A 26,345-nucleotide genomic window follows, 5' to 3' on the forward strand; every position below is an offset into this window, starting at 1 on the left:
CCTCCATCGGCCAGGCGGCGAAGGCCCGTCGATTGCCTATCTGGCGTGGCTCAAGCTAGGCGATATCAGGTTGGCTTGCATCCCGACCGGTGCAACCGCAGGGCTAGCAATTGCCGACTCGGTCTTGCGACGACAACCAAAGAACCCGCGTTGTTGGATCAAGTTAGCGACTTCTGCGGGAACGTGACTGACCCATTCCGGATCACCCTTCTGGATCTGCAGCAGCACCTCGCGAGAGAATGTCGCCAAGCACTCGGGACTGTAATTCCCCAGCTGTTCGATTTCTCCCTTGTCGACCAAGTACTGGTACAAACTACGCAGCTCCGGTGCAACTTCAAGATTCTCGACCGTCTTCAGAACGCCGGTTTCACGATCCAGCAACGGATAGATGTACAGTTTCAAATCGTTCTTGAACAAGCGCCCAAACGATTCCAGAATGCCACCATCCAGCTTGGTGTAGTACTTTTCGTCGAACAGTTCGATCAGGCTAGCAGCCCCCATGGTGATCCCGATCTTCTTCTTCGTGTGCCGGGACAGATAGGCGGCCAAACGATAGTATTCAAAGTAGTCGGATATCAGCACCGTCAATCCAGATGCGGCCAAGACATCCACACGTTCTAGAAAATCTCGCAGGTCGATGTCACCATTGACGCGAAGATTTCGCATCGTGATCTCGGCCAATGTCACCACTTCGTCGGCGTTGACGTCGGCTTCCTGCTGGAACTTCTCCTGAGCGGCTTTGATCATGTCCAAGTTGACGTTGGTCAGCGGACGAAAGCTGCCTCGTTCGACCAAAATGGGCTTCTTGTACAACACTTCCGACGGCTGCAAAACTTCGCCATTGGCCGAGAACATCGCAGCACTGCTGAGTCCTAGCTGGACCAATCGCAAACTCATCACGCGATTGTCGACGTGCCGGAAAGCGATCCCCGAAAACTCGATCATATCGATCTCGATTCGGCGAGTACTGAGGTTATCCAGCAGCGATTCGATCAACTGATCGGGTTCGTGATTCAGGAAGAATGCACCGTATAGCAAGTTGACGCCGACGATCCCAAGCGCCTCTTGCTGCAACGCATTCTCGGTATCCAACATGCGAACATGAATGATGATTTGGCTGTCTTCGTCCCGCGGGTGCGCCTGGAATCGAATCCCCATCCATCCATGACAATCGTTGGTGCCATGAAAGTTGCGGGCTGATACCGTGTCGGCAAAAGCAAAGAACGCCGTCGTATCACCACGACTCTCTCGCAACCGTTCCAAGTTCAACGCATGTTCGCGGTCCAACATGTCTTGCAGTCGTTGGCGGCAGACGTATCGATCGCACTGGCCATAGATCGCATCGCTGACCGACATGTCGTAGGCCGACATGCTTTTGGCGATCGTCCCGGCAGCAGCACCGACTCGAAAGAACCAACGCACCACTTCTTGGCCCGCGCCGATTTCGGCAAACGATCCGTAACGACGCGCGTCCAAGTTGACTGCGAGCGCCTTGCGTTCTGTATTTGGTCGTTCGATTCCCATGCCTACTCTGCCCAGTGTTACCCATGAATTAGTTCAATAGACTTGTATGGGTTACGTAGAAGTTCGGGGACGCCGAAATCTGACGCATTCCATCGACGCCCGGCCCACCAAGATCCCCTTGTCGGCACAACCGGAACGACCATCCCGAGAAACGCCCGCAGGCAATCACCGGAACTGCCGTAGTGGGATTCGCCAGAATCGCACGATGGCAACCCGACGGTCACGAATTTGGACGAATTCCACGACGACGCAGGTTTGATCGTTGTCAGGACGGACTCGTGGCCTCGTCCCCCACGCCACACATTTCCCGTCCGCTTCGATGCCCCCACCGAACATTGATTGGGTGGATGAAGTTTGCCCAGCGGCACCGTTCGTCCGATTCCATTGCCGAACGCTTCGGCATCGACACGAGATCTCCGCCGGCACTTCGGCCGACTGAAATTTCAAAGTCGCACGGACAATGGATATCGGGAAGTACGTCGTTGCGTCGATCGACGGTTCGTTGATCCAGGACATGGAACCGGTCGCCAGAATTGGCTGGTCCATTGAGGTGTATTTTGGGGAACGTCCTGCCGCGGACTGAACGTTCGCAGCACCGCCTTCGCAATTCCAGTCGTCCCACCGCAAGTCTCCGCCGGGGATGGATCGTCGATCCGAAGGCTGCCGCCCGGTTTGCAGTGGCAACTTATTTCGCCCTTTTCCTTGACGCCCCTTCGTATGTGACACATCCTTCATTTGGATGCAAGTCACACGGCACCCTGCACGGGGAATCGGTGCGCCAATTCAAATCTCCCTCCCCTGGGACTCTGAACGGGTCTTCCGAAAACGGCAAACCAACCGCGAGGCTGGGACGCAAAGCCACGGATCTCTTCGAGATCGCCGGGCTACCGAAGAAGCTTATCACCCTATCAACCATCAGCTGTTCGTCGTCGCACTCCGCTCGGATGCGCAGCGGCCAATTGCAGGAGAGTCCCATGCACCCAGCCCGCATCCTCGTCGCGGATGACAGCCGCACCATTCGGGCGGTCGTCTATCGATCGTTGGCCGAAGCTGGTTTCGATGTCATTTTGGCGTGCGACGGCGCCGAAGCCATTCAACTGGCCAGGCGAGAGCGACCGCATCTGGTCATCTTGGACATCCAGATGCCCGAAATCGATGGCTATGCCGCATGCGAAGAGATTCTGGCCCTGGAGAATCGAATGGAATCGCTGCCCATCATCTTCTTGACCAAAGAAAACGCAAAGCACCTCGATACGTTGGGCAATGAACTGGGCGCCTATCTACCGAAGCCGGTTTGCGAAGAAACGCTGCTGTCCACCGTTCGCACTTTGCTTGATCGTCGGCCCGTATCGCATTCTTGTTAACAAGCGTCCATGGTTTTCGACCCCACCTCTGCTGCCCCCATCAACGAGCGCGAAGATTTCATGCCGACACCGTTGCCACCCATCCCAACCAGCAACGAACCCATGAATGGACTGCAAACGGAGCTGGCGGATTTTGTGAATCGAACACGCCGACGACTTCAATCCATCGCTGAAACGATCGTCGACTGCAGTGCGGACGTCCCCAGGAATCAGCAACAGACCACTGCAATCGCAAGCGAAACGACACCAGCACGCGAACCACAGCAAACCACCGATCATCCGTTGCCAACGATCGACGCAGCCACCAGCCAAGAACCGCCGACACCATCGCTTCCCATTCCAGAGATCGAACCCGCAGTCGACGAAAACGATCCGTTGGAACGACTAAGCGCTATCAAAATCCGGCTCGCCAAACAGATCGAATCGAGCCGCTGATCCCTTCGCCGCTGACACGGCACCGATCGAATTGAACCATGCAAGCAACCGAAACCATTTCGAACCTACCGAACGCGTCGTCGGACGTTGGATCGGCATACGACAAACACTGCGTCTTTCGCAGCGGTGCGTCGTGGTTCTCCGTACCAGCGGTAGCGGTGCGTGAGATTGCGATCATGCCCGACCTGGTCCGCGTACCAAGTTGCCCATCATCGCTTGACGGAATCTGCCATCTGCGAAGCGAGTTCATTCCGGTCGTCTCGATTCATTCACTGCTGGAACATCACGAAGACGACGACACCACGGGCCACGAAAAGCTAGTGGTTTTGCCGTGCGGTTCGGGACTCGGTTCTTGGGCCCTGCGAATCGCCGAGGCCGCGTCGCTGGTGTCACTAGAAACACTCGGCACTTCCGAATGCCCGACAACCGCCGCAAGCCAGACGTCGATCGTGGCGACAGCGATGTATCGGGATCAAATCGTGCTGGTTCTAGATCCGAACAGTCTCTACCGCGAAGTTCGGATTGCACTGGAAGATTTCTGGAACGATGCGAAGAAGCCCGTTCTAAGTTCCGTCGACAGAGACTCATTTCGCCCGAACTTGGGGATCGAAAGATGAAAACCCGGACTCTTCTTCTTGCGACGCACGTCATCGCAACCGCAGTGGCAGCAACGATCTTGGTCGCTGCATTTCAAACCGAATCCACACCAATCATCATCGCTGCGGTCACCATTTCCGCAGCAACCACGATGGCGATTTCGTGGTACGCAGCGACCCGGATCCGAACGGGATTGTCCGTTTTGGAAGCCGTTGTTTCAGACAATGAGGCGTCGCGAAACCTGGTCGTCGGGCTGGCGGAGTTTGACCAAGCGGCCACCCGGATCGGCAGCGATGCCGCACGCTGGGAAGGGGTTGCAGCTGACACGCGATCCCAGGCTCGCGAGTTCAAAGCGATGATGCTGATGCTAAACCGACGCGGAACCGGCAATCAGCCATCCAGCACCCAGCTAAGGGACTTGTTGACCGGACTAGGAAGCTCGCTGCATTCGCACCTGGAGCTGATCGAACGCAGCCATTCAGAGATTCAACAAGCAGCGGAAGCGATCACCGACGGCTCCGAATCGCAAGGACACGCGATCGTTAAGACCACCAGCTACGTCGAGCAATTGGCATCAACCATCGACTCGGTATCCGTCAATGCAACCTCGGCAAAGAATGCCATTCAAAGCAACGGACAATCTGCCACCACCGCACTTCGGCTTGTCCAACAACTCGACGACGGCATGAATCGAGTCCAAAAAGGATTTCACTCCTGCGAACAGAAGCTGCGCGGCCTTTGTGATCCGTCGCGACAAATCAGCGAGATCGTCGCAACCATCACCGAGATCACAGCCAAGACCGACTTGTTGGCGCTGAACGCCTCGATCGAATCGATCCGCGCCGGCGAACTTGGAAGTGGCTTTGCGATCGTCGCCGAAGAGGTTCGGAAATTGGCCGAACAAACATCGGACGCCACCAGAGAGATCACCAGCCTGATCGATTCGATGCAACTGGTAACGCAGGAATCGATCCGCGGAATCGAGAATGAACGCAGCGAAATCGAAATGGCGACCGAGAACGCATCCGCGGTGAAGAACGCGTTGGAAGAAATTCATGACGCGACCAAGCGAGATGCGACGCACGTGATGCAAATTGCGACGTCGTCCAATCAACAGCTTCAAATTGCACAAGACGTGGTGCTGGCGGTCGAGCAAATTTCGAAAATCGCCAAGGCCAACCGTGGCGGCGCCGACAGCATCGGCTGGACGATCAAAACGCTCGCAAACGCGACCCCTGAATTCAGCGGTGCCATCGATCGACTGAGAAGCTGTTCGACGGACTCGCCCCCCGAAACGGGTCGCAGCGACGATCGCCCGGCACCGATCAACGCGTTGGACATTCCAAACACAACGTCCGGTCTGGCTTCGGTGTGCTAGGTGATATCAAAAATGTACCCAAACACAACCACACCCGATCCGTCGCTACAAAGTGACCGACTGACCACGCAAGAGTCGCGAGACTTGTTGAGCGAGGTTTGGCAAGCCGCTGAAAACGCGTCTCAACAATCGTTGGTCGACTTCGTTGAAATGGTCAGTCAGGTACTGGAACTTCAAGAACGATCGGCTGACAGCGATGCGGCCAGCGATCTTGCGTGCTTCATTGATCGCTGTATCACCGAGATTCGATCGGCGATGGAAACCGAAATGCCTTCGCCGGATCAATTGGATTCGCTGAAATCCGAGGCGATCCAGCGTTGGGGGGACCAATGGATCGATGACAGTGAATTTGATATCGAACAGACTGGATTCGACGACAATCTTTGGGAAGAAAGCGACAACGACGACCAGGACACCGATGCGAACATCGTAGCCCCCAGTGCCGACGATATCGCGTCGATGCTAAGTCAATTGAACCTCGCGACGGCCCAACCCGTAGACGAACCAGAGCCGAACGCCCCGCCCCCGCTGGCCAACCCCACCAAGCTTGCCGATGCACCGGTTCACGCCCCGACGTCGAATCGCCAGGAAATCGTTCCCGTCGCCGCCCCCGTGGCCAAATCGACGCCGATCACCATTGCATCGCTTGATCCCGAGCTGAAAGAGGCGTTTTTGGACGACGCGTCGAGTTGCTTAGCATCCATGGAAGCAGCCCTGTTGCAGCTGGAATCGGATCCGAAACACGCAGTATCGCTCAACCAAATCTGCCGTGAATTGCACACGTTGAAGGGAGCTTCGGCGAGCGTTGGATTGACCGAATTGGCGGAACAACTGCACGGCATCGAGGATCGCCTGCACGAGGATGAAACCGCAGGTCGAACTCCTAGTTTTGATTCGCTGCTACAGAACGTCGATTCCATTCGAGGACAAATCACTGGAAATGATCGCGATCTGACGGACACGCCATCGCAACCCAGTGTGCCGAAACAGTCCGACGACGCGGATTCACATCACGTGTCGCCGCCCAACATGTCATTTGACGATGGACCGATCGATGACGAGTCGGTGCGGGTGAAGTCATCCCAGTTGAATCGTTTGATGGACATGCTGGCCGAGCTTGTGATGCTCCGCAATCGCCGCGAGACCGAAGTGACGCAGTTGCAAGACGTCTATCACGAATTGATCGGCAGCGCTGCAAAGATGCGAACGATCGGTCACGAGGGGCACGGCAGCACCAGCAGTTCGCTGCAACTTTCCGAAGTCGCCAACGACGTCATCGAAGTGGCTCAGAACGTTCGCGAATGCGCCCGCCCCGTCGCGGAAGGGAACGTCGCAGTTTCGCAATTCATCCGTCAATTCCGCAAGGAACTGGTCGAACTTCGGCGAACGCCTATCTCTGGCCTGTTCCGACGACTGCAACGCGTTGTTCGCGACGCGGCCCATGCCGAATCCAAACAGGTACGTTTAGTACTCGTCGGCGAAGACGCTGGCATCGAACGATCATTGCAACAACGGCTTTACGAACCGCTGCTGCACATTGTCCGCAACTGCGTCTGTCACGGCATTGAATCGGCGCTGGATCGCGAGCGACTTGGAAAACCCTCGGCAGGAACGATCACGTTGGAGGCCACTTCCGGCCCCGATCTGTTCACGATCGAAATCCGCGACGACGGAGCCGGTTTGGATTACGACGGCATTCGCCGCCGCGGGATCGATTCGGGACTGCTGGAAGCCAACCAGAGCGTCACTGAAAAAGAGCTCGCACAACTGATCTTTCAACCCGGCTTTTCCACGCGACAAACCGCCAACCAGGTCGCCGGCCGTGGCGTGGGAATGGATGTGGTTTCGGCGACGCTGCAACGCATGCGAGGATGGCTGGAAATTGATTCGCAGCCGCAGCAGGGCACACGCATCCGCATGAGCTTCCCGCTTCCGTCCGTGATCCAGCATGCGATGGTGTTCCGATCGGCCGACCAACTTTTCGCGTTGCCGATGCAGTCAGTCCACACCGCCGGTGGCAACGACTCGAATTCGGTATCGATTGAATTTTCCAAGTTGTTGGATGGATACAAACCAGCACTAAGTGGACCGCGACACGCAATCGTGTTGGCCTGCGGCGAGGATCATTCCGGATCGCCGGGATCCGGCCGCCAACGCGTCACGCTGATCGTTGATGAGATCGTTGGTCCAGAGGAAGTCGTTGTCCGTCCGTTGCCAGCCATCTTGAAAAAGCACCCGTTCTGCACGGGCGCAACACTTTCAGGGATGGGACAGACCGTCCTTCTCCTGGATGCTCGGCGAGTGGTCGAGTCACAAAGTCGACCAATCCGTTCGCCCAGTCAGACGCTTGTACAAAACTGCGTGGCATCGGATCCCCGTCCTCCGGAACCGAAATCGGAGGCCCGTCCACGCGTCTTGGTCGTGGATGATTCGATCAGTGCCCGCAAACGAGTGGTTCGATCGCTGCAGCGTTACACCGTGGACATCGTCGAAGCGTCCAACGGGCGTGAGGCACTGCAACTGCTAAAGACCCAACGTTTCGCCGCCGTGTTCAGCGATATGGAGATGCCACACATCAGCGGCATGGATCTTCTGGCTGAAATCAACTCGCGTGCAGGTTCCGATGCACCGCCGGTCATCATCATTAGCAGTCGAAGCGAGAACGAATTCACCGATCGCGCCAAACAGCTTGGCGCGAACAACTACTTGATCAAACCGCTCGCTGACGAATCGCTGGACCAAGCAATCGTCGGAATCGAGTCCCTGAAACATCTGCAACCTACACCACCAAAACATTCCCAAGCGAACGGAGAGAACCAATGAGCGACAAAACGGTACTTGTGATTGACGACAGCGCAACGATTCGGAAGCTGGTCGATACACACCTGACGCCCGCCGGCTATCGCGTCATCTTGGCGCCCAACGCCGAAGACGGATTGCAGTTCGCTTCGGAAGTAAATCCTGACTTGATCCTTTTGGATCACCAGTTGCCAGGCACCACCGGCTACCAGGTGTGTTGCCAATTGGTGGAAAATCCCCAGCTTTGCAAAATCCCTGTCGTTGTGAGTTCAACGCTGCGAAAGAAAGCGTACGCAGAGTACATCGACTTGGACAACGTCGTCGACATGTTGCCCAAGCCATATACCGAGGAACTGCTGTTAACGACGGTAGCCAATGCGATTCAAACCGGCGTCATGGTTGTTTCGTCGCAATCCGGTGGCAGCGCAGTCCCCGAAGTCATTGAACAATTGGATGACGCGGGATTGGCCGGATCGTTCGCCTGTTTCGGACTTCGCGAAATCGTCGACTTCCTGAACAACGGGCGAAAGGCTGGCGTTCTGGAAATTGAAGCCGATCGCACCCGCATTCGATTCCACCTCGATCGCGGTCGCATCCAGGGTGTTTATGCATCGGGAATCGATCCCAACCAGATCGACCGGATGGTGGCCCGACTGCCACAATCACTGGCTAACTTAGCACCAGTTTTCAAGATGACGATTGGGGGACGAAGCTGTGCGGAACTGGACGGATTTGTTCAACTGCTGGACCAAAAGGTGCTCGATCCGCGTCTGATGACAAAGATGCTTCGATTTCAAGCGGCGATGTTGGTCCAATTCGCCTTCACGAATCCGTTGTCCGCGTTCCGATTCGAAGCCGGCCACAGCGAAAACTCGCTCCACAAGAACCTGCCGCTCGACATCAGCTTGCTCGCTCTTTTGGTCGAAGCAGCCATGCACGACGATGATGACGACACGCATGATCGGGCGCCCCAGAATATGGTCTACGTCCGCCGCGCCATCCGTGGCCAAAACCTGGATCGTGCCGGTCTATCCGCACGCCACATGAAGGTATTGAACCTTCTGGCAGAACCAAAGAGCGCCGACGATTTGTCGCAAACGCTAGGCTGGAATCCTGATGAAGTCCGACAAGTCTTGACCGGGTTCACACTCGCCGAACTGGTCGAATCTCGCACCCAGAATGTCGCCGGTTCCTTCGTCGTTTTCGAACCGCAAGCCGACGCTGCTCAGTCGCTTCGAACCTCACTGGAAGAATCCGACAATCGCTATACCGGGAAAGTCGTTCGCGACAAACTTGCTCTGCAATTGGTGCTGAAACGAACCGTGCCCCATACGCTGGTATTTGCAGGCGACGACCAAGCGACATGCCTGCTGATGAAGCAGCTTTTTGCGACCAAGAATCCCAAGGCTGCGAAAATCAAACGAGTCGCATTGATCTCAGCAGATCCGCACTCGCAAAACATCGACTGGAACGAATCTCTCGGATTTACCCCCGACGAAACGCTCCGTCGCCCCGCCACTGCCGAACTTTTGTTTCGAGTCATGGATCGGATTCATGACGACAGCGACACCGCATCATCGGTGTTGCCCAACATTCCGATCCCGTCCGAAGTTCAGAATGCACCTGTTGCACTCACCGCAGGAGCCGAAGCATGATCGACCGAGCAACCCAAAACAGAACCATCCGGTTGACCGCGACCCACGAATTGGGATCCACAGAACACCATGATCTGAAACAAGACCAAAGCGTGTTCGTCGGATCATCGTCGAATTGCGGCTTCCGACTTGTCGGTAACGATTTGTCAGAAATCCACTGCCACATTGGGATCGAAGACGGCAAGCTGATGGTTCAAGACTGGATGTCCAGCCAGGGAACCCGCGTCAACGGCGAATTGATCTCGGCACAAGTCGAGATCCAGCCAGACGACATCGTCCAGATCGGCAAATACGAAATCTCATTCTCTTCCATTGGGTCGAATTCTTACGCAACTGCCCCGATCGCCAAGGTCACCGCTGAACCTCCGCCACCGGTGGTTGCAACGCCCGCTGTTGAAACATCTGTTGTTGAAACATCTGTTGTTGAAACATCTGTTGATCGGCAGATCCAGCAGCAATCACCCGCGGCGCTACCAGCAGAGTCTTCGTCCAACAGCGACACGACGATGGACGTGCCGGATGACGAAACCCCCAATTCGTTTGATTTTGATGACGACTTTTTCAAGATCGACGAAGAGGAGACCTACGACCGAGAAACGGTCGCTTTGCTTCACGCCGAAATCGAAGAACTGCAGGCCGCTCTTGCCCAGCGGGATGCGGAACGTTCGTGCGAACGCTGCGACCAACGCATGGAGGACGACATCCATGACCCCTTGGTCGATGGATCGGACGAAGTTCTGCAACGGATGCAAGACCTGATCGATGAAGCGAACCGCAGCGACGAACACGTTTCGATACTCGAAGAAAGTTTGCACGCAGCCGAGGATGCAAACCGAACCGGCCAAGAAGAACGAAGGCAACTAGAAGCCTGGGTGGCCGACATCGAAAAGCGAATTGGTCAACGCGAAGACGAACACGCCGCCGAAGTCGATGCACTGCGTCAACGCCTGGAAGAATCCACCGAGCAACAGCAACGACTACAACGTCAACTGCGGCAAGCGGCCACCGGTGGGAACGCACCCAAGCACTACGAGGAAACACTGGAACAACTGCAGGCGACCAACAAGTCGCTGCAGGATTCATTGGCCGAGACCCAGAAAGAACGGACTTCTCTCGAGCAACGCATCGAAACACTTTCGGACGTCCAGGAAATTTCGCTGCGAGAGGAACGAGCAAGCATTGCCAAAGAACAGGCGAAGCTTTCTCGAATGCGATTCGAAATCACCAGCAAACTTGCCGAAGTCGAAGACTTGCCGAAAGTGGAAAACCCCGCCGATCGGGAAACAAGCAATCGAATCCAAGCCCTTCGACAACACCTGCGTGAAATTCACGAACAAGAGAAGTCCGAGGAAAAGGAAGTGTCGTTGACCAGTCGTCTTGCCAAACTTTGGCATCGAGTCGAGTACTGATCATGGTTCCGCCAACAGCAACCGAACCCGATGACGCAGCCCGATGCGAAGTCCATTCCGTGCCCCCAATCGGAGACCAATCATTGATCGTCAACGATGATGGATCCGCAAACGATGCTGTGATTGCGTCGTTGCAAGGCGTCGTTAGCGACGTCGACGATTTCATGTCTTCCTGGTTGGAACGGTTATCCCAATCCGACGTATTGTGCCAGAATCCGCTCACGACGGACCAACGACTGCGTGAACGTATCGAGAGGTTCGAGCGAGAGAAATCACGTTGGGAGGACAAACGGAGGTGCCAGGAACGGGAAATTCACCAGAAACTGGATCAACTTTCCGATGCATGGCTCCGTCTCGAATCAGAGCAACGTAGGTTTTTGCAGACAAAAGGCTCGCGCCACCCAATCGCTGTCGCCAACAACGCGGCAATCGATGACGGTGTCGAGAAGAATCCAGTGCCGATCAGTGGTAAGCAAAGCGTGAACGAGCAGGTCTCGTCACCACGTTCTGTCGAAGCAACGGCCAGTGAAGCTCGCGAGTCTGCTGTTCTGCAATTCCAACGTTTGAGGCAGGAAATCGAATTCAATCGGCCAAGTTCAGGTGCTGCTCCTTTAGGCACTCCATGAACGGCAACAAGGATTCGACCTGCACGTCACCCATGTTTCGTGGAGATCCAAATTGTCGCTCGCTTCTCTCTTGACCGATGCCATCGGCATATGGAAGCCACGTGCATCGAGCGACGTTGCAAGTCGATTTCCCGATGTTGCAGACGCTCCCCCGGATACGCGAAGGCTGATTCGCAACCGTCGCTACTGTTGCGTATTGACGAACAAAGATGACCTGCCCTTTGATGACGTATCGTTATCATTCGCTTGGCAAGCACTGCAACACGACATGGCAATGGTTCCCGGCGGCGACGTCCAACAAGTCTGTGATTCCATCATCGCCACCAACGCCGGCTTCGAGATCGTGCCGAGCCCGAATCGAGTGGTGAGCGTCGATTCGATTTACTTGGATCGCGATTGCGTTACCAATGCCGACTTCGCCAGATTCGTCGAATCCGATGGCTACGGAAATCCCGATCTTTGGCCCGCAGTGATCTTGCCAAACGTCCTACAGTTTTCAGACAGCAGTGGCCAACCCGGCCCTAAATATTGGGTCAACGGCGACCCGCCATCGGACAAACTAGACCACCCGGTCGTCGGCATCAGCTGGTACGAAGCCAGTGCATTTGCGACATGGGCAGGCAAACGACTGCCATCATCCGCCGAATGGCAACGCGCCGGAACGTGGCCGAAAGGTCACAGCAGTGATGGCACCGAATTGCATTTCCCTTGGGGAAACGGTTTTGATCCGGCGAAAGCCAACGTCTGGTCCAGCGGGGTCGGCGACACGGTTGCCGTCACGGAGTTTGAACGAGGACGCACGCCCAACGGAGTCCGCCAATTGGTCGGCAATGTCTGGGAGTGGGTCGACACTCAGTTTGAACCGAGCACCGGCGACGGTGTCTCGGTTCTGCTTGACCAAACGATGGCCGAGATTCGAGGCGGAGCATTCGACACCTACTTTCAGACCCAGGCGACCTGCCAATTTCACACCGGCCAGCCGCTATTGTTTCGCGGTGCCAATGTTGGTTTCAGGTGCTGCGTCAGCGCAAGCGAAATCCCCGACGTGGATCGCGGCGTCATTCGTTCTAGTGAGGCTGTTTGATGATCGCGACAACCAACCAAGTGAATGCCGGTTTCCCGCCGATCACCGTCGACTGTGCCTGCTGCGATCAACGGCTGCCCGATCGCGTTGAATATTGCGCCGAGTGCAGCACTCCCGCGTCATTATCCCACGCCGTCGCAAAACGCGTTGGAACCCAAAGCTTTGTTTCGGTACTGGGTGCCAGCAACGCCGGCAAAACGGTCTACTTGGGATTGCTGTTGGACATCCTTAGCAAGGGCACCGACGCGTTCCGAGGATTGCCAACCAGCGCATTTTCGATCGACTTGCAAGAGCAGGTGATCACCGCACTGGAAGGCCGCGTCTTTCCCGACAAAACACCCTCGGAAGCCGATGCTTGGAAATGGCTGCACTGCCAGATTTCAATGGCTGAAAAGAAGAAACAACGCAACGTGGATTTGGTGTCGCCCGACTTTGCGGGCGAAGCGATCTCGCTAGAAATCGACCAGACCGGTACCTATCCAGCCATCGGTCATGTGGTGAAGAAGTCCAGCGGGATCTTGATTCTTTGCGATTCAATGCGGGTGCGTGACGCGGGTTCCGGTGAAGACCTATTCGCTACCAAACTAGCGTCGTACATCGCCCAAGCACACGGACTGACCAGCGACCACGGCAACAGCCGATCACGCAAACACGGCCCCCGCATCGCGATCGTGTTTACCAAATGCGATGGTTGCCCCGAGGCGACCGAAGATCCGTCACGATTCGCCGCGAACAACACGTCACGGCTGTTCGAGTATTGTCGCCGGACCTTTTCGCAACATGCTTTTTTTGCTGCCAGCGTCGCAGGAAGCTCTGGCATCCTGGCAGACGAAACCGGCCGCCAAATGCGTATCCCCTTTCACATCCAACCACGCGGCATCATCGAACCGCTTCAGTGGATCGTCAACCAGGGATAGCCCCACCACAGGACCTTACATGGACACCATGAATGTCGACCAGGCCGTGTTCGCATCTTCGGATCGCGGAACCACCAAAGGCTATCAGCTGGTTTCGAAATCGATCGGTGTGGATCGTGCAATTGGCACAGCCTTGTCGCATTGGGCCCCCACACGGTTGCCAAGCGAGAACGTCAACCACTGGTCGATCAATGCATTTCCCGTTTCCGATGACCGCTTCGCGATCAGTCGTACGGTCGTCGGAGGCCCCGAGTACAGCGGTCGCGGCGGCCGCGAAGTGGTGACGTTGTTCTTGCTGCTCAGCAACGAACAGTTTGCATTCTACGAATGGGATGCCATCGCCGTAGCCAGAACGGCAATCGCCATGGGGATGCTAAGGCTTCCTCTACAAATCGAAGGCGACCAACTTCCCCAAGCAATGATTCCGTCCCGGCCTATCATGAACTCGATGGATCTTGCCGACGGTCAACCCGACGAAGATGTCAACGAGTCAATGCTGGATGACGTTATCGCGATCCTGAACGACTCCCGTCGTGTGGCTCTGATCGGATTGAATGACCCGATCCTTACCGCAACACGATTGGTTGCACGCCTGCCAATTCAAGCAAGACAAAACTTCAGCTTCACGACCGGTTTGCCTCCATCGGTGCACCGTCCATTCCACGCTCACTTCTTTTCGTCCGAAGTGACACTGAAACAACATGCGTTGGAAGCACAAAAAGTCGTCTGCTTTCATGCACAAAAGAAGTTCGAACAATATCGTTCGCAGGTTTTAGTGCAACAAGGCTCCGTAGGCGTCCCACATGGAATGTGAGTCCGACATGCAACGCACTTCGCACCGTTGCCCTATACAGATCGGGCCAAGTTTCCGGCGTAAAAACTTGCCGCAGCGATTGGCATAGAGTAACTTCATTCGCGATGGCTGCCGCGACGGTATACTCCAAACCAATTGAAAGATCGCGGACGAGGTCGACGGATCGATACCAAAAGCGTCCGTCGCCCCAAACGTGATGATTGCGACGCGATCCCATCTGACACACGCAAACCAGATTCGGGTCAATCGATGTCGCCCGATGCCACACTTGAAACTCGGATCGATCGAAGGTCGGCTCGAACACCAAGCAACGCGCGGAGCACTCCTTTGATTCACTTCATCATTCGGCTGACCATCGCATCATGCGTCGTCTTTTCGATTTCTGCGCGGCCCGCACAATCGGCGATCACACCGCAATTGATTCAGCGTTGTAAGTCTGCGACCGTTTACATTTCCGACAGCGATCGTTTGGCATCCGGCAGCGGTGTCTGCATCGACACGCGGGGCTATTTTGCCACCAACGCACACGTGGTCGATGCGATTGACGGGAAAATATTGGTGACCGTCAATCCTGGTGAATCCTCCTACAAACAGTACGAGGCGACCGTCGTCGCACGGTCTGCCAAAGACGATCTGGCAATTCTGTTCGTCGAAAATGCTGCACAACTGACCGCTCTCGAACTTCCGGATGACGTGGGCGTGACCGAAGGCCAAGAGGTCATCGCGCTGGGGTTTCCATTTGGCAGCGGTTTGGCGACGGACGGATCCGACGAACTTTCTGTCAGCGTCAATGTTGCACGCGTCAGTGCACTGCACAGCGAATCCGGTGGAGTTCAGCAAATTGAATTTGATTCGCAACTCAATCCCGGTAACTCCGGCGGCCCGGTCGTCAACCTTGATGGACAAATCATCGGAATCGCCCAAAGCATTTTGATCTTCGTCTCGGAGAAAGAAACAAAAAATCTAGGCGTCAACTTTGCGGTGGCAACCCGCAGGCTGCAGGCTTTGATGACACGTCCCGAGATCGTAGTAAGCCGAGTTCAGACGCCTTACCTTGACACACCACTGGAAATCGATTTCAAGTTCAAACAACCGGCTCAGCCCGCATTATTCACCGGGAACTTCGTGAATTGAAAAGCCATCGCGTGAAACGCTACGTTTAACGGTTAACCACAACCAACTTAAACACAGCAAGGAATCACGCGATGGGTGAACACCAAGGTAATCTTTTTGAGCCGCAATTCAATCGCTCCGTCAAGGTTCAAGCGACCGATCATCGAATCACCGCCAATGCCGGCGTTCTCTTGCTTCGCGATGCTGAACATCGGCTCGGCCTGTTCGATTCAATCGCTAAGAACATCCGTGATCCCAGGCGCCCCGACCGCATTCGCTATCGCATCGACGAGCTGATTCGCGAACGGACCTTTGCGATGGCCGTTGTGTGCTCCGCTCAAGACGACGTCGACCGACTCGCTCATGACCCAGCCTTTCGCGCGTCCGCCTGGAACCGCACCGGCGACAAGGTCGCCGACGAGCCACTGGCAAGCCAACCCACTCAATCCCGCTTGATCAGCATCCTCGCTCGACAGCAGTGCAACTTAGAAGCTGTCTGAAACGGACTGGCTCAAAGTGTCGAGCGTCATGTGTTCGCCTCGGGAGGTCGCCGCGTCAAACATGTCACCATCGACATTGACAGTTTCCCCATCGAAGTTCATGGCAAGCAGCATGGAGCCAGCTACAACGGCTACTACAAAAAGTCGGTTTACCATCCATTGGTTGCATCGCTGAGCGTCCACGGCGACTACGACAGCACGCGACAAGGCAACCGACTGGGCAACGGCTTCATTCATGCGACGCTTCGGCAAGGCCAAGTTCACACCGCCAATGGCATGAGACGCTTTGTCGACAAGACCGATGCCCACGCGCACGCGATTGCCCAGCATGTTGACTATCGACTCGATGCGGGCTACACGATCCCCAGCGTGATGGATGAACTGAGCTCGAAAAACAGGCGTTTTGTCGGACGGCTGAAGACGAACAAGAAACTCGACACGCTGGCAGCCCAACACATCGCCCGTTCGCCGGGGCGACCACCGGCGGGCGGCTACGAGTACACCGTTGAGCTTGGTTCCTACCAGGTCGACTCTTGGGCGCACGCCCAACGCCTGATCCTCGTTGTGGTCGATCAGCCAGATTTCAAGACGGGTCAGTTGAACTTGATGCCGCGTTGGTTCTTCTTGGTGACGAACTGGTCGGAGGATTCTCGTAGTGCCGATGAACTGCTGGCACACTATCGCAAACGCGGCACGTTTGAAGACCGGCTTGGCGAGTTCAATGAGTCGATCGGCGTTCACTTGTCGTCGCAAGGCTTCAAGGAAAACGAAGCGACAATGCTGCTTGCGTTACTGGCCTTCAATCTCAATACGATCTGCCGCAATGAACTCGAAGATGCGGTGGGTGGTTGCTGGGACATGCAGCGGTTCGTCGATTTCATGCTGAAGGTTGGCGGCCGAATGGTCAAGCACTCGCGCCGATTAGTTCTGCGAATCGCTCAGTCGGCCGAGCCGTTGCGGTCCCGCCTGATCGGCCGCATCGAAGGCTGGCAAGTCGTAGCACCGAAAGCGAGTCCTGCCCATGGCTTCACGCCACCGCCGGAGCACGCACATTTGCAAGAAGTGCTTCGTCACTAAAGGCACCCATCGACACGAAACACGGCTTTGGGGAGGGGGCCGTTGCGCGCTCACCGACAGAACCAACTCCAAAATCAATCACGCCGCTGCTCCCAACCGCCTCGTCAACAAATCAATCCGCATTCAGACGCTTGGTGAATAATGCGGGGTAAGCAACGTTCGTCATTGAGCCGCTGGGTGTGAGGCCACGGGCATTGGGGGGGATTCCCGGCCGCTCACGCGATCACGGCTCACTGAATCGGCAAACCGTCAACGACTTCCGCTACGAAACGCTTGGCAATTTGGCTGCTGGGCGGAACAGATGAATGGATCGACGCGTTTCATCACCGACGGCTAAAAGTCAAACTGAACTTTACCGTCGACCAGCTTCAATTTCGCGTCGAACTTCTTGCCCGCCTTGGATCGAAAACCTTTCACGATCGGCGTTTCGCCCTTCTTGATCAACTTCTTCGCATTGGTGACCGAGATTTTTCTACCGGACATCGTTTTCCAGATGGTCAATCCACATCCCTGTTTCCATTGACTGCATCCGTAGGACTTGGGCGTTTCGATCACGGGGTGGCCGCAAAGCGGGCACGGGCCGAGGCCACTATCGGCACCATTGGATACTTTGGCTTGCCCGGACGACGACTTGGTTGACGTCAAAGACCGCTTCGATGGCTTCGACCGCTTGGCGTCCGGGTGGTCGTTGTCTTGCTCGTTGCCCAACGGCAGGGGCACCTCCACCAATTTGCCTGACGCGGCCAACGTCAGTAGAAACGGATGCCCTCCATCGATCGTGATCGGTTCGCGAATCACACCGAACTGCAGCAACTCGCGCAGGTTCGTCATCGTCAGAGCGGACTCGCGATAGATCGGGGCCAAAACGAACGAGCATCCCTTTCGCCACGCCGAACAACCCAGCGCCTTTTTGCCGGCGATGACCTTCTGGCCACATTGCGGACAGTCACCATAGACATCCGGATCGATCGACAATGAATCGCTGCGGCGGATGATGCCGTGGGTATACTCGGCAATCTCGTCCATGAACGAACTGGCCGACAATTCTCCGCGTTCAATTTGCTTCAACTTGGCTTCCCATTCGCCGGTCAGCTCGGGACTGGTCAAGTTGCGGTCTTGAACGATCGCGATCAGATAGCGTCCCAGGTCTGTCGCCACAATGTTTTTCTTATCGCGATCGATGTACTTTCGGCGCAGCAAGGTTTCGATCGTGGCGGCGCGGGTAGCGGGTGTTCCCAAACCTTTTTCTTTCAGTGCTTCCCGTAGTTCGGCTTCCTCGACCAATTTGCCTGCTGTATCCATCGCACCTAGCAACGTGTTTTCCGAGAAGTGTTTCGGCGGCGAAGTTTGCCCGGATTTGACAACGGGCTGATGCGGTCCCGATTCCCCCTTTTGGAAATCGGGAAGCGTCTGAGGTTCATCCGATTTCTTGTCTTTCCGTGGATACAGCAGCGTCCAACCTGGAACCACCACACGAACACCTCGGGCACGGAACCCGACTTTCCCGGCCGTGGCGTCAACGGTCGTGACTTGCTTTTCGCATGAGGGATAGAACGCCGCGATCAATCGGATCGCCACTGCGTCGTAGACCTTTTGCGCATGCCCGGTCAAGTTCCCCGGCTTCGCACCTGTCGGAATGATCGCGTGGTGATCAGTGATCTTGGCGTCGTTGATGATCCGGGCATTGAAGGGCAGCTTCTTCAGATCAAGCCTGCTAACTTCAGTCGGCTTGAACGATTGAAGCTGAGCGAGAATCTTGGGGACCTCTTTCCGCATGTCCTTGCCCAGGTAGCGTGAATCCGTCCGCGGATAGGTGATCCATTTCGCTTCGTAAAGCGACTGAGCCGCCGACAGGGTGTCGGCCGCGGAGATTCCGAAACGCCGGTTCATGTCTCGTTGCAGTTCGGTCAGATCGTAGAGCTGCGGCGGCAGCGACGTTTCGGATCGGCCGGCAACCTTGTTGATGACCAACGGAACCTGGGCACAGGCTTTCCGCACTTCTTCGGCTTCCGCTTCGTTGTCAAAACGATCGCCGATAGAGCGGAACTGCACTTTCCGGTAGTTCGTCAACAACTCCCAAAACGGTTCAGCAACGAACGTCCGAATCGCATCGTCACGCCGGACGATCATCGCTAACACAGGAGTCTGCACACGCCCCAAGCTCCACAGCAAACCGGACCGACGACTGCCGGACTGCTTGTCAGATTGCTTGCTGGAACCGGAAGTCGATACGGGACTTGATTGATGACGAACGGTATAGTTCCGGGTCGCGTTCAACCCCACCACCCAATCCGCTTGGCTACGGCACTTCGCGGCCGCGTACAAGTCATCAAAGTCTGAAAGCGGGCGGATCGAAGCGAATGCTTTGGCGATCGCCGAAGGCGTCAGCGAACTGAGCCACAACCGCTGGGCAGGTTTCCGCGTGGCTCCGGCCAACGATTGAATGTAGCGAAAGATCAGTTCGCCTTCGCGTCCCGCATCCGTCGCACAGATCAGCGAATCGGCCTTCTTGAACAACCCTTGGATGATTGCGAATTGTTTTTTCGCGCCGGCGTCACCCCGCAACCGCAACTGAAACTTTTCGGGCACGAAGGGCAGTGTGTCCAAGGACCATCGCTTCAGCGCCGGATCGTAGTCACCTGGTTCTTTCAGTTCGACCAGATGTCCAAACGCCCAAGTGACTTGATAACCACTGCCTTCCAGGTACCCATCGCGTCGCGTCTGGGCCTTCAAATACGATGCCAAGTCACGAGCAACCGAAGGTTTTTCGGCCAAGACAACACGCATCAACCCACCGGCAAAAAAGAAACCAAAGGAAAGCACAACGAGAGCCATCCAATCTAGCCGTTTCCCGCGAACCATGTCGTAGCAGACGCCAGATCAAATGGGTCAAACCGGTTTGCCCCATTTGAATTATCGCGAGTCCTTGACTTGCGTTTCACGGTCACCGGTGGTTTCAGTGATGCGGATTGCAGTCGTGTCCACTGGGCAGAATTTTGCGTGATACACTACGCCGACGCTGTCGTTTTTGATTTCAATTTGTCCGTTGCTAAGGTGTTCGCCGATGTCCGATAACCGTTACTCGTTGCAGTCATTTCTAGAAATGACCCGTGATCGTGATCTCGATCAGGGTCTTTTCGAACTTGAAACGGAACGGATGCTCGACATCAACCTGGACGGTGAGGTCTGGACAAAACTCGGTGCCATGGTGGCCTACACGGGAAATGTCAAGTTCGAGCGAGAAGGAATCCTATCGCGCGGGATCGGGAACTTGCTCAAAAAAGCGGTCTCCGGTGAAGGTTCGTCCCTGACGAAAGTGAGTGGTCGTGGCTCGGTGTTTTGCGCCGACGGTGGAAAGAAAATCACGATTTTAAAACTCGACAATGAAGCGATTTGCGTTAACGGCAACGACCTGCTCGCGTTCGAAACGTCGCTGTCTTACAACATCAAGATGATGAAACGGATGACCGCGGTGCTGGCCGGCGGACTTTTCAACGTCCGAATCGAAGGCACTGGCATGGTCGCGATCACCAGCCATTACGACCCGGTCACTTTGCCGGTCACCCCCAACGAACCGGTGATCACCGATCCAAATGCGACCGTGCTGTGGTCAGGGAATCTGGAGCCCGAACTGAAGACCGATTTGCAGTTCAAAACGCTACTAGGGCGAGGCTCCGGCGAATCCGTGCAGCTTCTGTTCCGTGGCAATGGCTTCGTCGTCGTCCAACCCTATGAAGAAGTCTACTTCCAACACAAGCAGGCATAATCCGCCAGCGCATTCAGGCTAGACGGCAAATAGATCGGGTCAGCTGGGAAATACGTCAAGTGGCAATTTGTGACGTTTGTTCACTGGCGATTATCGAACGAGCCGGCTTACGACGATGTACGACATACGAGGGGCACTCGGTCGCGTGCTTGGGAACCGTGAAGGCGGCGGTTTCCATCGCGACTTGTTGAAACGTTGCAGATCACCCAGGGGCACATCGCATGGATGCGATGAGGTGGGATTTGGCGTGCCTCTGTGTACGCTTATTCCGCTGCATGTGATGAAAAACCTAACCGCACGTCTTGCGTTGTTGATGGCGATATTCGCCGGTCCTTCTGCCAACGCCGCTGATTTTGACGTCAGCAACCACAATGATTCTGGGCCGGGTCGCTGCGCGCCGCGATTGAAAGCTCCAATGGTGCCGGTGGTGATGTCACGACCGCCAACATGACGCTGAAAGAGGGGTTGGCCGACGGCGGTGACGGTGGCAATGGCTATGCAGGAGGCGGAGGAGACGCTGGGGCTGGCGGTGCTCTTTTCGTCAACACGGGCGCCATCGTCAACGCCCAGTTCGCTGGCGTGGGCGGGGCAGGCTCCACGGCCAACGGCTTGGACCTGGGTCGAGACTGGGCGATCGCCGGTGGCGGTTTCGCGGCGCGACCGAGCGACCGCTAGGAACTGAGAGCCGACGACGACGCCCAGTTCAACGATCACCAAGTCTTCCACGTCGGATCAGGCTCCGTCAGCTACTTCTGGCAAGCCCCATCGAAGGGAAGAAGATTCCCAAACAACCAATCAAACTTAAAAAGAGAAGAATACCATGCTTCGACACTTAACCATCTGGACCCTCATCGCGTGTGTGACCACTGCACAAGCAGCGGGCCCGATCATCAGCTCGTCCAATACAAGAATCACGCAAGCCGACGGCCCTCGCAGCATCGTCGATGTCAACGTGGGGGCAGGCGAGTCAATCTCGGCCATCAACGTCAGCACTTCGGGCCATCATTTTTACACGCGACTGATGGGCAATGATGAAATTTGGAATAAATTTTGGTTTGAAGAAAGTGGTAACCTGCTAGATCATGGAGGCCCTGACACGGTTTCTCCCGGAACGTACAGTTTTTTATGGGACGATGATTTTGGTTTCGGAGCTGACTTTACCATCGACTTCATATTTGCTCTCGCCTCTTTTGAAGCGGGACAATTGTTGGGCAGCACGTCGCAGGCTCAGTTCCAAAACCAGAGCTACCAATTCCAATCGCTCAGCAGTCAAGTTCGCAACATGGCGGGCACCTACACCAGCGGTGGCGGATCGATGGGCTTGGCCTCGCTGCCCCCTCCATCCCGCACCGCCGACGGTGAGTACGCACCCATTAGTTTGGTCAGCTACGAAGAGCCAGCCGTTGATCAGGTCAGCTATCAAACGGGTGCCGCCCGTCAAATCAACAACCGCAGTTTACCCCTGACACGTGGCGGATGGGGTGGATGGATGCAAGGCTACGGTGTTGGTGGTAGCGCTGATGGCCACGCCGGTGTGTCCGGATTCGACTACGGCGGCGGTGGGACTCAGTTGGGACTGTTCCGCCACGTCGACGCTCACACGATGGTTGGATTCTATGGTGCCTACGGCTATCAAAACGTCAACACCGATGCCGGTTCAGAAGCCAACGTCAACAGCGGCATGGTCGGCGCGTTCTTGCATCGCCACGATCACGAAGGCAACTACTACACACTGGCTGGCAACGCAAACTACGATGACTACGACACGTCTCGCACCGGTGGAATCACCGGCAACTTTGACGGCGTGCAAACGGGCACGTACCTGGAACGAGGGTGGAATCGCACACTTGGTGGCGTGACGGTCCAGCCCAATGTTGCCCTTCAATACGTCTGGGTACATCAAGACGACCATGTGGAATCCGGCGGCGCGTCAATCGACGACGTCGATGCCCATTCGCTTCGCAGCATGATCGGATCGAACTTCTATGGCAGCCGTCACGTCCACGGTCCCCTGGGTTGGGGCTGGACACCGAATGCTCGTGCGTCATGGATGCACGAATTCTTGGACCCATCAACGAGTGTGACGGGAACGCAAAGCGGATCGAGTTTCGCAACCAACGGTTTGGACATGGGCCGCGACTGGGCACTGCTGGGTGTCGGCATGCAAGGCAACCGCAACGGCGCATTGTCGTTGTACACCAACTACGACCTGCAAGTGAACGACCGCAACCGATTCCACACCGGCACCGGCGGCATCATCTGGACGCGATAGGGTTGCCACGGCCAACTGCCGGAACATCACTCCGCTCGGTCGCGCGGACAATCGTCCGCCGCCCACCAGGGCGTCGCCAAAAGCTGCGTCCGCCTCGCTCAATCCGAAACAGCGAAGTGTGTTTGCCGCCTCCCCGTACCCAATAGCGATGGTCGTCGTGTACGCGAAACGCAATCCGGCGGGGAGTTACCCGTTGACTCGCCTGAAAATCACCCCATTCCCCTATTCTTAGTCGGGGTGATGCTGAATGATTCCTGCTCACCTTTTCAGCTGGGTTGCTTCGCGAGGGTTTCTTCGATGGCCTGGATGATTTGGGCGTTTTTATCGGCGTCCAGGGCATCGGCGTGGGGCGGCCCAAATTCTCCGGCGTCGTTGTTGAAGTATCGGCCCGATGCGGTGGCAAACTCTTCCTCCAAGGCGGCGCGAGTCAGGATCTTGGCTCCGATGGTGATGTCTTGACCTGGAACGCCGAAAGCTTGCTGGACCATTTTGCTGGCGAGCAAGGAGCCTGGGTTCACGGCCACGATGACTGGGCCATCCGTGCCGAGAGAATCCGCTAGACCACGGGACCACATGGTCAGCGCAAGCTTGCTTTGTGAGTAGGCATCCAGATCGCTTAGCAGACGTTCCCCGCGAAAGGCATCCATTGCCACGGGTGATTGAGCGGAGGACGAGAGGTTGATGACTCGGCCGGTGGAGTCCATTCGAGGCAGCAAACGCTTCGTCAACAGGTACGGTGCGATCGCGTTGACCACGAACCGCACATCGAGGCCTTCGGGAGTGAGCGGATCGGAGGTCGAGAAGACGCCCGCGTTGTTGATCAGCACGTCCAGATGGTCGTGCTTGGCGGACACAGCTTCTGCCAATGATACCACCTCGTTCATGCGAGACAGGTCAGCGACGTAACGTTCAATCACGGCATCGTTGGAAAGTGGCCGCAAGGACTGTTCCAATTGCTCGAGTTTCTGGGCATCACGTCCGTGCAGCAAAAGATGGTGGCCGAGGGGGGCCAGCATTTTGGCGGTAGCCAGTCCAATGCCGTCGGTGGCTCCGGTGATCAGAATGCGTTTCATCAGTGACTCATTTTGTGTCGGAATAGGTAGGTCTCTTTGGCGATTGGCGGCACCGTTGTTCAACATCGGTCGGGGGAAATCCTAGGTCCTCGATGACTTGATTGACACCCATCGCGGTGTTGCCGTTCATGCGAAAAGCCATTCCAGGTCGGTTGGCGAGTCGATTCGTGTTGATCTAATTCTCGATGACGACTTTGCCCATGGCCTTGCCGCTTTCGAGTCTTGCGTAGGCTTCGCCAGCTTCTTCCAAGGAGAAATTGGTTTCGTCGAGGATGGGCGTCAGGTCACCGGACTCCGCGATCTCGGTCAGTTTGCGAAGGATTTCGCCATGCTGTTCTCGCTTGTGGTTGTGCAGCATGGGAATCAGCATGAAGACGACGTGCAAAGACAAACCTTTGAAGTGAGCCGGGGTGAGATCCAGTTCGCACATCGAAACCGTTGTTGCGATTTGTCCGTTCAGTGCAGCGGCCTCGAACGAGTTGGTCAGGTTGGCGCCGCCGACGGAATCAAACACCAGATCGAAGCCGGCTCCATCGGTGTGTTTGGCAACGTATTGCTCGACCGTCTCGGTTTTGTAGTTGATTCCAATCCCACCCAACTTTTCGATGAGGGCGAGTTGTTTGTCGCCACCGCCGGTGGAATAAACATCCGCTCCGAAGTGCTTTGCCAATTGCACCGCGACATGCCCCACACCGCCGGAGCCGCCATGCACGATGACTTTCTGGCCGGCTTGGATGCCTGCGCGAACCAGGCCTTCGTAGGCGGTGATCGCGACCAGCGGCAGTGCGGCGGCTTCCTTCATCGAAAGGTTCTTCGCCTTGTGCGCGATCAAGTCGGCATCGGCAACGATGTACTCGGCTAAGGTGCCCGGTAGATCGGCCAGGCCACCGGCACAGCCATAAACTTCATCGCCCACGGAATAGTTATGGACACCTTTGCCAACGGCTTCCACGGTGCCAGCGAAGTCCATACCGAGAATGGCTGGGGCGGGTGGCGACAAAGGCAGGTCCGCTCCCATTTTGCGAATCATCGTGTCGACGGTATTCACGCTCGAGGCGGCGATCTTGACCAACACGTGGCCCGGTTTGACTGACGGTTGTTCGACTTCCAAGGCTTCGAAGGCTGCGTTTTCGCCGTAGTTCTTGATCAGCATGGCTTTCATCATCAATTTCCTAGTGGAAGAGGTGGGCGAGGACGCGGGAGAAAATTACGTTGATTCCGTTGTCGTCAGCCTATTCGTTTGTTGGTACGGTGTGATAATAGGGGTAGATGCTGGTTCGGCAAGAACGCACTTTTACGACATATAGGCACAAAATGGATACTAATGGAAAGGCAAGGCACGCGAACTACGAGTTGCCGGCTTGTCCCGTCGAGGCCACGCTGGAACTGATCGGAGGCAAGTGGAAGGGGATCGTGCTCTACTATTTGATGGTCGACGGACGCGTCCGATTCAGCGTGCTCAAACGCAAGGTTGGCTGTGTCACGCAGAGAATGCTGACCAAGCAGCTCCGTGAATTGGAGAGCAGCGGGTTGGTTAATCGGATCGTCTACGCCGAGGTTCCGCCGCGGGTGGAATATGAATTGACGGAAGAAGGCGAGTCGCTGAAACCAGTGCTGTTGGCACTAAAGAAGTGGGGCGACGCTCACGCGTTGCCGTTGCTTGAAGAGCGAGAGAACCGGAGAGCAGTGGAAGCTTCGTGATGGATGATGTCTCTCCTTTGTTCTCGCGGGATGTTTGGGTTGAATCCCGTGAGCCGTTTGGGCGTTAGCCCCGGTTATGCGCGGGAATCGTGGCATCGACAGTTCCTCTCGTCTCGGAACCCCCCAAACAGCCGGTCTACCCGTTGACTCGCCTGCAAATCACCCCGTTCCCTTTTTCTTGGTCCAAACCGGACTCCCTGCCGAGCGATACTGATCCAGTGCAATGCCGTCAGCGAGCTTG

At 56.1% G+C, this 26,345-nt stretch carries 20 protein-coding genes, 1 pseudogene and 1 riboswitch; of the genes and pseudogenes, 17 read left to right on the top strand and 4 right to left on the bottom strand.

What is annotated here, in order from left to right:
• Positions 1 to 36 precede the first annotated feature (36 nt).
• The gene (locus tag K227x_RS25750; protein ID WP_145174755.1) at positions 37 to 1,524 is read right to left on the bottom strand and encodes a TonB-dependent receptor; all 1,488 of its coding nucleotides are present in this window, start codon (positions 1,522 to 1,524) and stop codon (positions 37 to 39) included.
• Between the two features lie 817 nt (positions 1,525 to 2,341).
• Positions 2,342 to 2,416, top strand: a riboswitch (cyclic di-GMP riboswitch).
• Positions 2,417 to 2,498: 82 nt separating this feature from the next.
• Between K227x_RS25750 and K227x_RS25755 the strand changes: the two genes are divergently transcribed.
• The 13 genes and pseudogenes from K227x_RS25755 (at position 2,499) to K227x_RS25820 (ending at position 17,292) form a co-directional block, all read left to right on the top strand.
• Positions 2,499 to 2,888 carry a response regulator gene (locus K227x_RS25755; protein WP_218933535.1) on the top strand — a complete coding sequence of 130 codons (390 nt, stop codon included), beginning with the start codon at positions 2,499 to 2,501 and terminating at the stop codon, positions 2,886 to 2,888.
• Positions 2,889 to 2,990: 102 nt separating this feature from the next.
• On the top strand, positions 2,991 to 3,323 hold the full coding sequence (locus K227x_RS25760; RefSeq protein ID WP_218933536.1) for a hypothetical protein: 333 nt from the start codon (positions 2,991 to 2,993) through the stop codon (positions 3,321 to 3,323).
• 38 nt (positions 3,324 to 3,361) lie between these two features.
• Positions 3,362 to 3,940 (top strand): chemotaxis protein CheW, encoded by a 579-nt coding sequence (locus K227x_RS25765; protein WP_145174765.1) that lies wholly within the window; start codon positions 3,362 to 3,364, stop codon positions 3,938 to 3,940.
• Complete coding sequence (locus tag K227x_RS25770) at positions 3,937 to 5,298, top strand: methyl-accepting chemotaxis protein (protein ID WP_218933537.1); 1,362 nt, start codon at positions 3,937 to 3,939, stop codon at positions 5,296 to 5,298. Before K227x_RS25765 ends, K227x_RS25770 begins: the two co-directional genes overlap by 4 nt.
• A gap of 12 nt (positions 5,299 to 5,310) precedes the next feature.
• A complete protein-coding gene (locus tag K227x_RS25775; RefSeq protein WP_145174771.1) occupies positions 5,311 to 8,121 on the top strand; it encodes a hybrid sensor histidine kinase/response regulator in 2,811 nt (936 codons plus the stop codon).
• Positions 8,118 to 9,752 carry a response regulator gene (locus K227x_RS25780; RefSeq protein ID WP_145174774.1) on the top strand — a complete coding sequence of 545 codons (1,635 nt, stop codon included), beginning with the start codon at positions 8,118 to 8,120 and terminating at the stop codon, positions 9,750 to 9,752. The genes K227x_RS25775 and K227x_RS25780 overlap by 4 nt, the downstream gene beginning before the upstream one ends.
• On the top strand, positions 9,749 to 11,161 hold the full coding sequence (locus tag K227x_RS25785) for an FHA domain-containing protein (protein WP_145174777.1): 1,413 nt from the start codon (positions 9,749 to 9,751) through the stop codon (positions 11,159 to 11,161). The genes K227x_RS25780 and K227x_RS25785 overlap by 4 nt, the downstream gene beginning before the upstream one ends.
• 2 nt (positions 11,162 to 11,163) lie before the next feature.
• Positions 11,164 to 11,787: a hypothetical protein gene (locus tag K227x_RS25790; protein WP_145174780.1), complete on the top strand. Its 624-nt coding sequence runs from the start codon at positions 11,164 to 11,166 to the stop codon at positions 11,785 to 11,787.
• Positions 11,788 to 11,983: 196 nt separating this feature from the next.
• Positions 11,984 to 12,871 carry a formylglycine-generating enzyme family protein gene (locus K227x_RS25795; RefSeq protein WP_145174783.1) on the top strand — a complete coding sequence of 296 codons (888 nt, stop codon included), beginning with the start codon at positions 11,984 to 11,986 and terminating at the stop codon, positions 12,869 to 12,871.
• Complete coding sequence (locus K227x_RS25800) at positions 12,871 to 13,788, top strand: TRAFAC clade GTPase domain-containing protein (protein ID WP_145174786.1); 918 nt, start codon at positions 12,871 to 12,873, stop codon at positions 13,786 to 13,788. Before K227x_RS25795 ends, K227x_RS25800 begins: the two co-directional genes overlap by 1 nt.
• 19 nt (positions 13,789 to 13,807) lie before the next feature.
• On the top strand, positions 13,808 to 14,602 hold the full coding sequence (locus tag K227x_RS25805) for a GAP1-N2 domain-containing protein (protein WP_145174789.1): 795 nt from the start codon (positions 13,808 to 13,810) through the stop codon (positions 14,600 to 14,602).
• Positions 14,603 to 14,929: 327 nt separating this feature from the next.
• On the top strand, positions 14,930 to 15,736 hold the full coding sequence (locus K227x_RS25810; RefSeq protein WP_218933538.1) for a S1C family serine protease: 807 nt from the start codon (positions 14,930 to 14,932) through the stop codon (positions 15,734 to 15,736).
• Between the two features lie 71 nt (positions 15,737 to 15,807).
• Positions 15,808 to 17,292 (top strand): annotated as a pseudogene (locus tag K227x_RS25820) (IS1380 family transposase).
• Positions 17,293 to 17,625: 333 nt separating this feature from the next.
• On the opposite strand, the gene K227x_RS25825 reads toward K227x_RS25820, so the two are convergent.
• Positions 17,626 to 20,127, bottom strand: coding sequence for a type IA DNA topoisomerase (locus tag K227x_RS25825; RefSeq protein WP_246146271.1), 2,502 nt, complete (start codon positions 20,125 to 20,127; stop codon positions 17,626 to 17,628).
• Positions 20,128 to 20,356: 229 nt separating this feature from the next.
• Between K227x_RS25825 and K227x_RS25830 the strand changes: the two genes are divergently transcribed.
• The 3 genes from K227x_RS25830 to K227x_RS25840 all read left to right on the top strand — a co-directional run bounded on the left by K227x_RS25830 (position 20,357) and on the right by K227x_RS25840 (position 23,330).
• Positions 20,357 to 21,058 carry an AIM24 family protein gene (locus tag K227x_RS25830; protein WP_145174801.1) on the top strand — a complete coding sequence of 234 codons (702 nt, stop codon included), beginning with the start codon at positions 20,357 to 20,359 and terminating at the stop codon, positions 21,056 to 21,058.
• Between the two features lie 447 nt (positions 21,059 to 21,505).
• Positions 21,506 to 21,733, top strand: a complete 228-nt coding sequence (locus tag K227x_RS25835) for a hypothetical protein (protein WP_145174804.1) — start codon at positions 21,506 to 21,508, stop codon at positions 21,731 to 21,733.
• A 145-nt stretch (positions 21,734 to 21,878) separates the two neighbouring features.
• Positions 21,879 to 23,330 (top strand): autotransporter outer membrane beta-barrel domain-containing protein, encoded by a 1,452-nt coding sequence (locus tag K227x_RS25840; protein WP_145174808.1) that lies wholly within the window; start codon positions 21,879 to 21,881, stop codon positions 23,328 to 23,330.
• 266 nt (positions 23,331 to 23,596) lie between these two features.
• On the opposite strand, the gene K227x_RS25845 is transcribed toward K227x_RS25840, so the two are convergent.
• Positions 23,597 to 24,403 carry an SDR family NAD(P)-dependent oxidoreductase gene (locus K227x_RS25845; protein ID WP_145174811.1) on the bottom strand — a complete coding sequence of 269 codons (807 nt, stop codon included), beginning with the start codon at positions 24,401 to 24,403 and terminating at the stop codon, positions 23,597 to 23,599.
• A 175-nt stretch (positions 24,404 to 24,578) separates the two neighbouring features.
• Complete coding sequence (locus K227x_RS25850) at positions 24,579 to 25,565, bottom strand: zinc-dependent alcohol dehydrogenase family protein (RefSeq protein WP_145178468.1); 987 nt, start codon at positions 25,563 to 25,565, stop codon at positions 24,579 to 24,581.
• Positions 25,566 to 25,717: 152 nt separating this feature from the next.
• Here K227x_RS25850 and K227x_RS25855 point away from each other — a divergent pair, with 152 nt between their 5' ends.
• On the top strand, positions 25,718 to 26,104 hold the full coding sequence (locus K227x_RS25855) for a winged helix-turn-helix transcriptional regulator (protein ID WP_145174814.1): 387 nt from the start codon (positions 25,718 to 25,720) through the stop codon (positions 26,102 to 26,104).
• Positions 26,105 to 26,345 lie beyond the last annotated feature (241 nt).

Origin of the sequence: Rubripirellula lacrimiformis, assembly GCF_007741535.1 — a bacterium.
Taxonomy (GTDB): domain Bacteria; phylum Planctomycetota; class Planctomycetia; order Pirellulales; family Pirellulaceae; genus Rubripirellula; species Rubripirellula lacrimiformis.

Bases quoted from the DNA above. Each gene is read 5' to 3' on its own strand.
- K227x_RS25750 (WP_145174755.1), bottom strand. From the start codon at position 1,524: ATGGGAATCGAACGACCAAATACAGAACGCAAGGCGCTCGCAGTCAAC.
- K227x_RS25755 (WP_218933535.1), top strand. From the start codon at position 2,499: ATGCACCCAGCCCGCATCCTCGTCGCGGATGACAGCCGCACCATTCGG.
- K227x_RS25760 (WP_218933536.1), top strand. From the start codon at position 2,991: ATGAATGGACTGCAAACGGAGCTGGCGGATTTTGTGAATCGAACACGC.
- K227x_RS25765 (WP_145174765.1), top strand. From the start codon at position 3,362: ATGCAAGCAACCGAAACCATTTCGAACCTACCGAACGCGTCGTCGGAC.
- K227x_RS25770 (WP_218933537.1), top strand. From the start codon at position 3,937: ATGAAAACCCGGACTCTTCTTCTTGCGACGCACGTCATCGCAACCGCA.
- K227x_RS25775 (WP_145174771.1), top strand. From the start codon at position 5,311: ATGTACCCAAACACAACCACACCCGATCCGTCGCTACAAAGTGACCGA.
- K227x_RS25780 (WP_145174774.1), top strand. From the start codon at position 8,118: ATGAGCGACAAAACGGTACTTGTGATTGACGACAGCGCAACGATTCGG.
- K227x_RS25785 (WP_145174777.1), top strand. From the start codon at position 9,749: ATGATCGACCGAGCAACCCAAAACAGAACCATCCGGTTGACCGCGACC.
- K227x_RS25790 (WP_145174780.1), top strand. From the start codon at position 11,164: ATGGTTCCGCCAACAGCAACCGAACCCGATGACGCAGCCCGATGCGAA.
- K227x_RS25800 (WP_145174786.1), top strand. From the start codon at position 12,871: ATGATCGCGACAACCAACCAAGTGAATGCCGGTTTCCCGCCGATCACC.
- K227x_RS25805 (WP_145174789.1), top strand. From the start codon at position 13,808: ATGGACACCATGAATGTCGACCAGGCCGTGTTCGCATCTTCGGATCGC.
- K227x_RS25825 (WP_246146271.1), bottom strand. From the start codon at position 20,127: ATGGCTCTCGTTGTGCTTTCCTTTGGTTTCTTTTTTGCCGGTGGGTTG.
- K227x_RS25830 (WP_145174801.1), top strand. From the start codon at position 20,357: ATGTCCGATAACCGTTACTCGTTGCAGTCATTTCTAGAAATGACCCGT.
- K227x_RS25835 (WP_145174804.1), top strand. From the start codon at position 21,506: ATGACGCTGAAAGAGGGGTTGGCCGACGGCGGTGACGGTGGCAATGGC.
- K227x_RS25840 (WP_145174808.1), top strand. From the start codon at position 21,879: ATGCTTCGACACTTAACCATCTGGACCCTCATCGCGTGTGTGACCACT.
- K227x_RS25845 (WP_145174811.1), bottom strand. From the start codon at position 24,403: ATGAAACGCATTCTGATCACCGGAGCCACCGACGGCATTGGACTGGCT.
- K227x_RS25850 (WP_145178468.1), bottom strand. From the start codon at position 25,565: ATGAAAGCCATGCTGATCAAGAACTACGGCGAAAACGCAGCCTTCGAA.
- K227x_RS25855 (WP_145174814.1), top strand. From the start codon at position 25,718: ATGGATACTAATGGAAAGGCAAGGCACGCGAACTACGAGTTGCCGGCT.